General features: G+C 38.6%; 9 protein-coding genes and 1 pseudogene. 4 read left to right on the top strand and 6 right to left on the bottom strand.

Translation table 11 applies throughout. The features are described 5' to 3' along the window. Positions 1-146 precede the first annotated feature (146 nt). Complete coding sequence (ppk1, locus tag MST17_RS11840; protein ID WP_078189935.1) at positions 147-2,228, top strand: polyphosphate kinase 1; 2,082 nt, start codon at positions 147-149, stop codon at positions 2,226-2,228. Positions 2,229-2,315: 87 nt separating this feature from the next. On the opposite strand, the gene MST17_RS11835 is transcribed toward ppk1, so the two are convergent. The 5 genes from MST17_RS11835 to rubA all read right to left on the bottom strand — a co-directional run bounded on the left by MST17_RS11835 (position 2,316) and on the right by rubA (position 7,018). Beyond that, complete coding sequence (locus MST17_RS11835) at positions 2,316-2,927, bottom strand: response regulator transcription factor (protein ID WP_180026475.1); 612 nt, start codon at positions 2,925-2,927, stop codon at positions 2,316-2,318. A gap of 755 nt (positions 2,928-3,682) precedes the next feature. After that, on the bottom strand, positions 3,683-4,588 hold the full coding sequence (oxyR, locus tag MST17_RS11830) for a LysR family transcriptional regulator OxyR (RefSeq protein WP_180007453.1): 906 nt from the start codon (positions 4,586-4,588) through the stop codon (positions 3,683-3,685). Positions 4,589-4,599: 11 nt separating this feature from the next. Beyond that, entirely contained in the window at positions 4,600-5,538 is a 939-nt protein-coding gene (locus MST17_RS11825) for an alpha/beta fold hydrolase (RefSeq protein WP_218945492.1), read from the bottom strand. A 58-nt stretch (positions 5,539-5,596) separates the two neighbouring features. Further along, complete coding sequence (locus tag MST17_RS11820; RefSeq protein WP_180003895.1) at positions 5,597-6,775, bottom strand: NAD(P)/FAD-dependent oxidoreductase; 1,179 nt, start codon at positions 6,773-6,775, stop codon at positions 5,597-5,599. A 78-nt stretch (positions 6,776-6,853) separates the two neighbouring features. After that, positions 6,854-7,018, bottom strand: coding sequence for a rubredoxin RubA (gene rubA / locus MST17_RS11815; protein WP_005179369.1), 165 nt, complete (start codon positions 7,016-7,018; stop codon positions 6,854-6,856). Positions 7,019-7,545: 527 nt separating this feature from the next. Here rubA and MST17_RS11810 point away from each other — a divergent pair. Next, the gene (locus MST17_RS11810) at positions 7,546-8,091 is read left to right on the top strand and encodes an adenine phosphoribosyltransferase (RefSeq protein ID WP_078189930.1); all 546 of its coding nucleotides are present in this window, start codon (positions 7,546-7,548) and stop codon (positions 8,089-8,091) included. A gap of 93 nt (positions 8,092-8,184) precedes the next feature. Here MST17_RS11810 and MST17_RS11805 read toward each other — a convergent pair whose 3' ends face one another. Continuing rightward, on the bottom strand, positions 8,185-8,691 hold the full coding sequence (locus tag MST17_RS11805) for a YqiA/YcfP family alpha/beta fold hydrolase (protein ID WP_078193013.1): 507 nt from the start codon (positions 8,689-8,691) through the stop codon (positions 8,185-8,187). A 461-nt stretch (positions 8,692-9,152) separates the two neighbouring features. On the opposite strand from MST17_RS11805, the gene lysS reads away from it, so the two are divergent. Together lysS and MST17_RS11795 are read left to right on the top strand one after the other, a co-directional pair. Continuing rightward, positions 9,153-10,679, top strand: a complete 1,527-nt coding sequence (gene lysS, locus MST17_RS11800) for a lysine--tRNA ligase (protein ID WP_180026474.1) — start codon at positions 9,153-9,155, stop codon at positions 10,677-10,679. Positions 10,680-10,858: 179 nt separating this feature from the next. After that, a pseudogene (locus MST17_RS11795) lies at positions 10,859-12,322 on the top strand (capsule assembly Wzi family protein). Positions 12,323-12,425 lie beyond the last annotated feature (103 nt).

The following is a 12,425-nucleotide window of genomic DNA, read 5'->3' as shown; positions in this document are numbered from 1 at the left end:
GAACGATCTAAACACTCGTCAAATGGCATGGCAGTGATTTGAATTACAACAAAAAGCTCATATTAATGGGCTTTTTTTATGAAATTGTCACAAATTTGAAGCATACTAAACTGAGTACAGCACACATTTTTTAATATGGGTTTGAAATGAATACCGCAGCTGAAGTCGCGCAAGTACCTACTGAATATACTTATAATGATCGTTATATTAATCGAGAGTTATCGATTCTCGACTTTCATCTGCGTGTGCTCGAACAAGCGGTTGATCCGATACATCCATTACTTGAACGCATGAATTTCTTGCTGATCTTTTCACGTAACTTAGACGAATTTTTTGAAATTCGTGTTGCGGGAATGATGGAACAGCTAGACTTAGGTAATGAAAGCCGCAGTCCAGATGGCTTAACACCAAAACAAGTATTAGATGAAATTTCTGCGACAGCGCATGCGGCAATTGAGCGCCAGTATCGTATTTTAAATCAAGAAATTTTACCCAAACTGCGTGAAGAAGATATTTGCTTCTTACGTCGTGGTGAGTTAACCCCTGCACAGTCGGCATGGGTGAAAAAATATTTTCAAGAGCAAGTTGCTCCAGTCTTAACGCCAATTAGCTTAGATCCCGCACATCCATTCCCTCGCTTGGTCAACAAGTCGTTGAATTTTATTGTGACTTTAGAAGGGAAGGATGCGTTTGGCCGTCAGATTGACTTAGCCGTTGTACCTGCACCACGTTCGCTGCCACGTGTCGTTCGGCTTCCTGATGAATTAACCGGTGGCAAAGAGCATCATGTGATGCTATCGGCAATTATTCATGAACATGTCTCTGATTTGTTTCCCGGCATGACGGCGACGGGTTGCTACCAATTCCGTGTGACGCGTAATGCCGATTTGGCTTTAAATGAAGATGTTGAAGATTTGGCTAAAGCCCTCAAAGGTGAGTTGAATTCACGTCGTTTTGGTCGCGCCGTTCGCTTGGAAGTGACAGAAAATTGTCCGCAGCATATTTATGAATATTTGCTTGATGAGTTCGATTTAGAAGAAGAGCAACTCTATAAAGTAGATGGACCAGTTAACCTTGCACGTTTACTGTCAAACTTTAAACGTCCACATCTACGTTATGACGCACATATTCCTGTTATACCGAAAGTACTCAAAAAATCTGAAAACATTTTTAGTGCGATGCAAAAACAAGATATTTTGCTGCACCATCCCTTTGAATCATTCGCACCAGTAATTAACCTACTGCGCGAAGCTGCACGTGATCCACAAGTTTTGGCCATTAAACAAACGCTTTATCGAAGTGGCGCAGACTCTGAAATTGTGCAAGTTTTAGCGGAAGCAGCACGTAATGGTAAAGAGGTTACCGCAGTAATTGAGCTTCGTGCACGATTTGATGAAGAATCAAATATTGCTGTAGCCAATGTATTACAAGAAGCGGGTGCAGTGGTGGTGTATGGCATCGTGGGCTATAAGACCCATGCCAAAATGATTTTGGTGGTACGCCGTGAAAATAATAAATTGGTGCGTTATGTGCATTTAGGTACGGGGAACTATCACGCGGGCAATGCGCGTATTTACACCGATTATGGCCTATTAACCACCGATAAAGAACTCTGTGAGGATGTACATCGCATTTTCCAAGAACTGACTGGTATGGGTAAAATGGCGAAGTTGAAAAAACTGCTGCATGCGCCATTTACCTTACATGCTCAACTGATTAATTATATTGATAATGAAATTGCCAATGCTAAAGCAGGTAAGCCTGCGCAAATCATTGTCAAGGTCAATGCATTAACTGAAGTTCAGTTGATCAATAAACTGTATGAAGCGTCACAAGCGGGTGTGCAGATTGATTTAATTATTCGTTCTATTTGTTGTTTGCGTCCAGGTTTACCGGGGCTGTCTGAAAATATTCGCGTACGTTCTATTGTTGGCCGTTTCTTAGAACATACCCGAGTTTATTATTTCAGTAATAATGGCGATGCTCGGATTTACTGTTCAAGTGCAGACTGGATGGATCGTAATTTATTTAACCGTGTGGAAGCTTGTTTCCCAATTGAGGATCCCGCCTTGAAAAAGCGTATTTATCAATTAGGTTTAGTGAATTATCTAAAAGATAATCAGCAAGCTTGGTTGCTCCAAAGTGATGGTCGTTGGATTCGTACCCATGTTCAAGAGGGAGAGGAGGCACATAATTCACAGCATGTGCTTTTAGATGCATTTAAATAGATGTGGGTTATAAATAAAGGGAGCAGATGCTCCCTTTGGTATTTTTTAAGTATAGATTTATTTTTGAATACTTTATCTCAGCTAAATTTAGCTGTAGCTACAAATTTTTCTATAGATATTTTTGACAAAACCATCAATTTGATACGTTGATAGTTTTAATTCATTGACCATCTGCTCTTGAGTCGCACTATGGCTGACCATATCCAAAATTTGATATTCAGCTGGATTTAGACTGAGTTGTTTCGGCGCTGCATTTTGCGGACTAAAAGTTTCACTCAATAAAAATTTAGCAAAAGTTGGGTGCAGGGCAGCCCCACCTCTTAAAATGGTTTTCAGTTGGTTATAAGTGTCTTCAATCGGTTGTTGAATCAGCATATAGGCGGTTGCACCGATCTGAATCGCATGTAAGGTTAAATCAGCAGATTGTTCATTGACTAAAATGATGAGATTACTTGAAGGATAGATTTTCTTAATTTTATGTATGAATGAGATATCAGACTGTTGCGTGACCACTAAAAAGATTAAATTTGGCAATTGATTGAAAATTTGTTGTTCTGCATCTGCTAAATTTTCTGAAAATGTAATGAGGTCTTCAGGATAACCGAGGTCTCCTAAGATGTTAAACAGCACTGTTTTTGAAGTCATTGATTGATGATCAATGATCAAAACGGGTACTGGTAATAAAAATTCACTCATCATACATTTCGCTCATTTATTATTTTTAATCAAATTGCATTTCCATAATGTGCATGGAAGTGAATTAGAAAAATATACCTAGAAGTAGTGATTTATACATCAAAGTATAATTAAGTTATTGTGATATAATAGAATTTAATTAATGTATGGTTTTTTGTGTTTTTCATTATGTTGAATGCAAAGATTTATAGTTTTTTCGTTTTTATTTTTAGAATATTGATTAAATAATCATCAGATTTCGATTCGAATTGAAAATAATAAATGAAATGTGAAAGCAGTATTTTGACAACTAATAAATTGAACTGTTTCTGATGTGAGTTAATATTCACCTATTGCTTAGTTATTTTAAACATGAATATTAGTGACTATTTAAAATAATGTGATTTATTTCTCATTATGGTTATTTTATAGCACAAAACATAATTATGAAAAAAGCCCTTTGAAAATGAATCAGACGTACTTTATCTAAAATACCTGAAACTAGTGATTTTAACGAAAGTTATATTTTACTAAGATGTATTAATCTTCTTACTTATCTGGCTAGTGTGAAGATATTATCGAGGCGATGAATTGAGATATACATCAAGTCATATATTACCTTATCAGGCTACCTATTTGGGTTAGCCTTTTCTTTTTTCTAGATACTATATTTTTATTTTAAATTTTAAATTCATCTCAATATTATTATTTCTGGATTATTCATTTCTGCAAAATAAAAAAGAGAGCACAGGGCTCTCTTTAATTTTCACACTGATTAGTTAGTGCAGATTGTTAGTGATTTTCTGCAAGATTTGAAGCAATACATCAAATTCACTTTGAAGCGGCGTACTTTTACGCGTCACCAATGCTAATGTGCGTGTAGGGCTTGCTTCAATTTCTTTCACAGCCAAATCTTCATTGGCTTTGATCATATTGGTATGAACTGCAATTTCAGGCAATAAGGTAAAGCCTAAATCTGCGGAAACCATTTCAACCAAAGTTGGCAATGAGCTTGCTTTTAAACGATGGTCGTTTTTACGTTCACCAATCGGGCAAGCACTCAAAGCATGATCACGTAAGCAATGGCCTTCTTCAAGCAACATTAAACGAGATAAATCTAGGTCGTCTAAAGATTTCGCTTGAGCTGCATTTTGGTCAGCTTTGTTGTACACCAAGAACAATTTTTCTTTGTTTACTTCTGCAACTTTCAAGCTACGTGTATCGAAAGGAAGAGCAAGTAATACGATATCTAGATTACCGTGCTCGAGTTTCTCAACAATTTTTTCACTTTGTGCTTCATGTAAATGCAATTGAATTTTTGGTAGTTGCTTATGCACTTCTTCTAATAATGGTGCAAGTAAAAATGGCGCAATAGTAGGAATGACCCCTAGATGTAAATCACCCGTTAGAGGTTCGCTCATTTCACGACTTAAACGCATTAGGTCTTGCGCATCTGCCAATAGAACTCGAGCTCTTCCGACAACTTGTTCACCAAGAGGAGTTAAACGCACGTTTTGACGGTCGCGTTCTACCAATACGCCACCTAGTAAACGCTCAAGTTCCATGATCCCGCCAGACAAAGTAGACTGGGTGACAAAAGAACGACGCGCAGCTTCAGTAAAGTGTAGCGTTTCTGACAGTGTTACTAGATATGACAGCTGTCTTAAGGATGGTAATGCAGCCATAGTGTCCTAATTTATGATTTAAAGTGATCAGCAAACAAACCGCTAAGATATGGAATAAAATGCGGTGGGATATCATGCCCCATTCCATCAATTAATTCAAATTTAGCACCTGAAATAGCCTTTGCAACGGCCTTACCATGGCTTGGCGGCAGCAAACGGTCACGAGCTCCATGAACCACAATGGTTTTATGCTGAATTTGTTTATCTAACTGCAGCAGGGAACCTGTACATAATATTGCTAAAAACTGTTGAAGTACACCCGCTGGGTAATAACTCCGCTTATAGAGTTTACGTGCAGTTTGTATCACTTCAAGCTGATTAATATAGCCTGGAGAGCCTATAATATTAAAAACTTTCAGGCTATGGTTAATAATGCCATCTTCATCGTTATATTCAGGTTTTTCAATTAGACTAAATAATTGCTTTGGAAATGGCGGTGGAAGTAAGGGTTGGATGTTACTGGTAAAAAGTAAGCTTAAGTTGTGCACTTTGTCTGGATAGCGTGCTGCCACGATTTGAGCGATCATGCCGCCCATTGAAGCGCCTAAAATATGGACTTTATCGAGTCCCATACGATCAATTAATAGTGCAACATCGTCTGCCATATCGTATAGATCATAGGGCGCACCCTGATTCTCTAGACCTAAGGCAAAACGTCCCATCAATTTAAAGGTGTTAAGACGTGGGCCTGGGTTACGAATTTTACTCGACAGACCAATATCACGATTATCAAAGCGAATAACTCGGTAACCTTGATCTATTAGGGACTTACAAAAGAAATCGGGCCAATACAACATTTGTGCGCCGAGTCCCATAATCAATAAGATTGCAGGATCTTCAGGATGACCACCCACCTCGACATGAAGTTCAATGCCATTGCCTAACTCTACGCGAGTTTCATGCATAAAAGAGGCATAAGGTGAAATATTAAACTGAAGGGCACTATTCATTTTTATTTTCCTTTAAAAAGGACGTCTATTATTATCAGGACGTCCTTGTATTTAAACCCTAAACTGAAGCAGGAATCAAGTCCGGAACCTGCTTAGTCAAAGTTAAGCGTTGCTTCCCAGCAGTTGCACCGAGCAGTACAAATCCACGTAATACGCCATCTTGATCGATCGCACGGGCAATCATGCCATCTTCAAGCTCTTCTGTTTCCCATTGGGTTTCAACATCAATAGGTGCAGGAAGGACAGTTAATGGCGCAGCAGGTGTTTTAACGGCTACAGGCATGGCTGGATAATGCACTGCGGTATGTTCACCATTGAGGGTTTTTGCCAAAGCACGTGCTTGTTGCATGATCGGCATGACGTATGGCAGAAGGGTACCATTGACTTCAGCACAGTCACCGACAGCATAGATATCTGCCAAGTTGGTTTCTAAGCCTTTATTGGTTAATACGCCACGACTGGTGTGAATGCCGGCTTGTTTTGCCAAGTTAATTTCAGGCTGTAGACCAATCGCAGACAACACAACATCTGCCACTAAGCTTTGACCATTGGCAAGGCTCACTTGATAGTCACCATTTTCAATACGTGACACTTTGTCGACTGTCGTACCTAAAACGAATTGAATACCCGTTTCTTCTAAATTGCTTTGGAATTTAGCTGCAACATGAGACGGCAGTAGGCGACCCAAAGGTTGCGGAGCTAAATCGACCACCGATACTTTCGCCCCAGTATTTTGGAGGTCGTTGGCAAATTCACAGCCAATCAAGCCTGCCCCTAAAATCACCACACGTTTATCTTCACGTGCTGCAAGCTGTTTACGGAAAGCTTTGTAGTGATCTAAATTGTTGACGACATGAATGTCTTCACTGCCATCACCCGAAATGGCTAAGCGAATTGGATTTGCACCGACGGCTAAAACGAGTTTTGAATACAGTTGTGTTTGAGTTCCATTTTGGCTTTCGATGGCGAGCTCATGTTTTGCTGCATCGATAGCTTTAACCCAACTGTTATTGATGATTTGCATATTGAGTTGAGCCGACATTTTTGCGGCATCCCCTAGAGGGATTTGCTCAGGAGCTTTATTACCAACGAGCGCATTGGATAATGTCGGTTTAGCGTAGTTAATGGCATCATCCGCACAGATCATAATAAGTTCTAGTTCAGTATTTAACTTTCGAAATTCACGTGCAACGGCATATCCCGCCATACCAGAACCAATAATGACAATAGGGTGCATACTCAACTCCAAACACATTTCATATTTTTTTAAAGACAAAAAAAAGACCATAACGATGATGGCCTTAGATTCTATTTATTAGATTTCAACCATTTCAAAATCTACTTTTGAGACGCCACAGTCTGGGCAAGTCCAATCATCTGGGATATCTTCCCATTTCGTTCCTGCCACGATACCGTCTTGTGGCCAGCCTTCTGCTTCGTCATAAATCCATCCACAAACGATGCACTGATACTTTTTCATTCCATTCTCCAAAAACTGACACAAAATTAAGTCAGTAAATACTTCATAACTGTATAAGTTTATACCTTAAGGTTAATTAGCCTTATACAGTAGACTCTTATGTTAAATTTTTACGCAGTTCTAACGATAAAGTAAAGTGGCTAAGAGTTTAATGAGTGAAATTAAAAGCAGAATGGCAGTGAGGGACAATAAATATCATCAAAACCCCAGATCTGTGAAAAATTGTCTGACAATATTTATGCCTATTGAAAGCTATATTGGAATTCATTTCCGTGAATTGGGTTCTAAATACCGCTTTTTCTATCTTCATAGACTAAAGTCTTGCAGAAAAAATCTCTAAAATCTTTTATTTTATGATTAGGAAAATATATATTTGATATTTTTTAAATAAATACAATATTAATAATCAGTAACTTATGTAAATTTGCTGTATCTTAAATATGCATTTTAGTCGGGGGTTAGCTGTTCTTTTCTCTCAAATCGCGTTAAAATTCACACATTCCTTCCTTAATTTATTTTCTCCTATTATGAGTAATTCTACTGCTGCGGCATTGTGGTCTAACATTCGTACTGTCCAAGATTTCCCAAAACCAGGAATTTGCTTCTTTGACCTTACGCCGTTATTTATGAATAACATCGAATCGTTAACTGATGCCCTAATTGCAAGTATTCCAGCCGAGCAATTGGCAGAAGTAGATAGCTTTATTGCAGTTGAAGCGCGTGGTTTTGTTTTGGCAAGCTTACTTGCTCAGCGTACAGGCAAAGGTTTGGTGTTGGTACGTAAAGCCGGAAAATTACCACCACCAGTGGTCGGTGTTGGTTATAGCCTTGAATACGGTTTAGATCGTCTTGAAATGTCAGCTGAAATCGAATCACAAAAAGTAATTATTGTGGATGACGTATTGGCGACGGGCGGTACGCTTCGTGCAGTGAAACAATTGGCTGAAAAATGTAAACACCAAGTTTTAGGCGCAAGCATTTTCTTAGATTTGCCTGACTTGCATAAAGATTTAGGACTAAATATTTGGTCTGTTTTAGATGATAAAACACGTCCTGAAGCAGATGCAGCCTAAGCGTCAGTTTTAAAATGTAAAAAGCCTTGTCTATGACAGGGCTTTTTTATGTCTGATAAAAAAGACGTTGCTACTTATGATTAATCTTATGATTTATTTTTTTAAATAGTTTAATTCGAGATGTTGGATTAAATCATTAATATTTTCAGGGCATTGTAGACGATGGTGTCCGCCATCCATCACTTGAACTTGCATATAGTCTTCGAGTTGTTGTTCTGCTTCATACATATCTAAGATTTCATCGCCACGTTCGATATAGGCAATTTGTGGAATATCGTGATCCAAATCCATTTCATTAATTGCAGGGTAGTCGTCGCGAAAGTCTGGATGCAGACTCGGGTTGGCAATTACACACGGAATACGATGAAACAGCGACATTTTTAATGCCCAATATGCCCCGAGACTATGCCCGACGATGATATCGGGCTTAATGGTTTCAATACTCTCGTGGTAAAAATCCGCAACAGTTTGAAAATTTAAGTTGCGATAGTCCACTTCAATGCAGAATTTTTGTTTTGCATTGATGGCATGGAACTTCGTAGATTCACGGGAAGAATCCAATCCATGTAAAAACAGAATTTTCGATAAGCAGGAAGTCATTGTTTTTCTACACACTGTTTTAAAACATTTTTGGATGTGTTGAATATTTTATTTTTCAACAATTTTATGACTTCATTGTAGAGAGAATTGTCAAAAAGAGAATTTAGCTTTTGGTCTAATTTGTAGGCATTTAAAAGACTTTAGTCTTAAAGAAAATAGATTAAAAGGTTGAATTAAGCTATTGAAATATATTTCAATATATTGATAGTTATAAATATTTTGAAGTGCGCAGTAGTCATTGTGATATCGCTAAATATTGGCTCGCTAAGTTTAAATATTTAACTTTTATCTCGTGCATATATGAAAGGTATGGATTAAGCAGACCTGAAGGTATAGCTGTCAAAACATCTTACTTCGATAAATTTCTACTTATTAAAAAAATGCGCGCATTGCTTACTGCTCAATTCAAAGGAAATCTGCTATGCTATGCAACTTCCGTTTTTTAACTATTTGAGACAGAGATGACGCAACATAACGCTCAATCGACTTCTGAACAAGCCATTTCCGAAAACGATTTAATTGCACAGCGTCATGCCAAGTTAGAGCACATCAAAGAGCACGCCAAGGAAACAGGTGTTAGCCCGTGGCCTAACACATTTAAGCGTGAACACTATGCACAAGACCTACAAGATCAATTCGCTGAAAAATCAAAAGAAGAAATTGAAGCAGGCGAAAAGGTTTATGTAAAAGTTGCTGGTCGTGTGATGTTGAACCGTGGTTCATTCATCGTAATCCAAGATATGACTGGTCGTATCCAGCTTTATGTACCACGTAAAGAGTTGGATGCTGATGTTCTTGCAACAATTAAAGCACTCGATTTGGGCGATATTATTGCCATTAAAGGTTATATTGGTCGTTCTGGTAAAGGTGACCTTTATGTTCATATTGAACATTTTGAGCTTTTAACCAAATCACTCCGTCCACTTCCAGACAAATTCCATGGTTTGACTGATACTGAAGTTAAATACCGTAAGCGTTATTTAGACCTCATCATGAACGAAGAAACACGTAAAACTTTTGAAATTCGTGCAAAAGTGGTGTCAGGTATTCGTTCATATTTGAGCAATGAGCGTTTCATGGAAGTTGAAACACCAATGATGCATGTGATTCCGGGTGGTGCGTCTGCGCGTCCATTCGAAACTCACCACAACGCATTGGATATGCCTTTATTCTTGCGTATTGCGCCTGAACTTTACTTAAAACGTTTGGTCGTTGGTGGTTTTGAGCGTGTGTTCGAAATTAACCGTAACTTCCGTAACGAAGGTGTATCAACACGTCATAACCCAGAATTTACCATGATCGAATTCTATCAAGCGTATGCAGACTACAAAGACCTGATGGCTTTGACTGAAAATATGCTTGAAAAATTGGCGATCGACATCTTGGGTTCGACGGATGTGCCTTATGGTGAAGAAGTGTATAGCTTCAAAGGTCCATTCAAGAAGATTTCGATGTTTGATGCGATTCTTGAACACAACCCAACGTTCACTGCTGAAAATGTGGCTGACCGTGAGTTCCTTGCTAACTTCGTTAAAAATGAACTGAAAGAGCAAGTAAAACCTGGTTTTGGTTTAGGTAAACTTCAAACCATCGTATTTGAAGAAACTGTTGAAACTGAACTTCGTCAACCGACATTCATCACAGAATACCCTGCGGAAACTTCACCATTAGCACGTCGTAATGATGATAATCCACATATTACGGACCGTTTTGAATTCTTCATCGGTGGTCGTGAGTTGGCAAATGGTTTCTCAGAGTTAAATGACCCAATTGATCAAGCTGAACGTTTCCAAGCTCAAGTTGCCGAAAAAGATGCAGGCGATGATGAAGCAATGCATTACGATGCAGACTTCATTGAAGCGCTTGAATACGGCTTACCGCCTACAGCGGGTGAGGGTATTGGTATTGACCGTTTGGTGATGTTATTTGCCAATGCTGCAAGTATTCGTGAAGTGATCTTGTTCCCACATATGCGTCATAAAAACTAATCATAAAAACTAATTAAGTTTTGAAATGAAAAACCCGCTTAATGCGGGTTTTTTATTTTGTGCTTTTATTGAGCATTTTAATCGAAATGATAAAAAATTAGGGTAGATACAGTTTCGCCCTTGAATAAATGAGTTGAAAAATCTAAGGTGGGCTGTGAATTAAACTTGAGAAAAAGAGCATGTATTTAAGAAAGTCACTCTATGCTGCTGTACTGTTTGGATTATCAGTTCCTGTTTTTGCTCAGGGGATTGTATTAAATAATGAAGAATTACGCGCAGATTTAAATTGGTTAAATCAGCAAGGCGTCATTCAAATTAGCACCTCAACATGGCCGATGAGTGGTGATGAAATACAGCGCGCTTTATCTGCTGCAAAAGCGACGACATCTGTACAGCAAAAAGTATTACAAAACATTCAAAATAAATTGACTGCTGAAAATACACTATTAAAAGCCGAATTATTTGCTGAGTCAGATAAAAATAATTTACCGCAAAATTTTGGTGATCATCAAAAAGCGCAGTATCAAGGTGCACTTGAACTGAACGTTGGTGGTGAAAATTGGGATGGTCGTTTACGTGTAAATGCTGAAGATAAACAACAAATTAATAATGATCAAGATGTAAATGTAGAAGGCACATACATTGCCGGGAAGCTTTGGAACCAATGGTTAATTGCAGGTCAGATTCCGACTTATTGGGGGCCTGGTCATGACGGTAGTTTAATCCGTGGTGATGCGAGTCGCCCTGTGTATGGTTTTACTGCATAGCGTGCAGAACAGAATGCTTTTGAAACACCGTGGTTATCTTGGATCGGCCCTTGGCAGTATCAAGCTTTTGCTGGTCGATTAGATGACTATGCTGCGGTTCCAGATACGAATTTAATTGGTTTTAGACTTACAGCACAGCCATTACCATATCTTGAGTTAGGGGCTTCACGTACTTTCCAAATTGATGGGGAAGGGCAACCAGGAAGTGCTAAGGCGTATTGGAATGCATTCATTGGCAAAGATAATGAATGTACAGATACGGGTTGCGCGGGTGAAGGAAATCCCTCAAATCAATTGGCTGGTTTTGATGCGCGTTTGAATTTACAACCATTATTGCAAGTTCCAGCCAGTCTGTATGGCCAATATATTGGTGAAGATGAAGCAGGTGGTTTGCCTGCAAAAAGCATGTATCTTGCTGGGGTTGATTATTCTTCAAGTGTGAAAAATATGCCTTATCAACTCTATACTGAATGGGTCGATACTCGAACCAATGGTGATGCTAAAGGCATTTCTTATAACCACCACATATATACAGATGGCTACTATCAACATGGCTATCCACTAGGTCATGCCTTAGGTGGTGATGCTCAAATGGTTTCAGTGGGTGGAAATATACGTATTGATCAACTAAACCGTCTAAATGGTCGTGTACTGTTTGCAAAAGTTTCTGAAACAGAGCGTGCTGCTTTGAATAACGCAGCATTTCCTGAAAAAGATGAATTGAAAGCTCTAGACTTAACTTGGACACATTATTTACGTCCAGATATGCCTTTAAAAATTAACGGTTGGGTAAGTGACTCAGATTTAAATGGTAATGATGGTGGAGTGTCAATTGGAATTGAACTACCATTAGATAACCGTTTATTTCATTACTAACTGATGTTACGCGCGTAAAAGTAATTACGCATTTTTAAAATGATTTTTTTAAGTCTATTCGACGGAGTCTTGCATCTAGGGTTTGAATAAAGGGATTAGCCTT

Origin of the sequence: Acinetobacter sp. YH16056_T (assembly GCF_024605895.1) — a bacterium.
In the GTDB taxonomy this organism is placed as follows: domain Bacteria; phylum Pseudomonadota; class Gammaproteobacteria; order Pseudomonadales; family Moraxellaceae; genus Acinetobacter; species Acinetobacter amyesii.
This window is presented reverse-complemented; position numbering and strand designations above follow the sequence as displayed.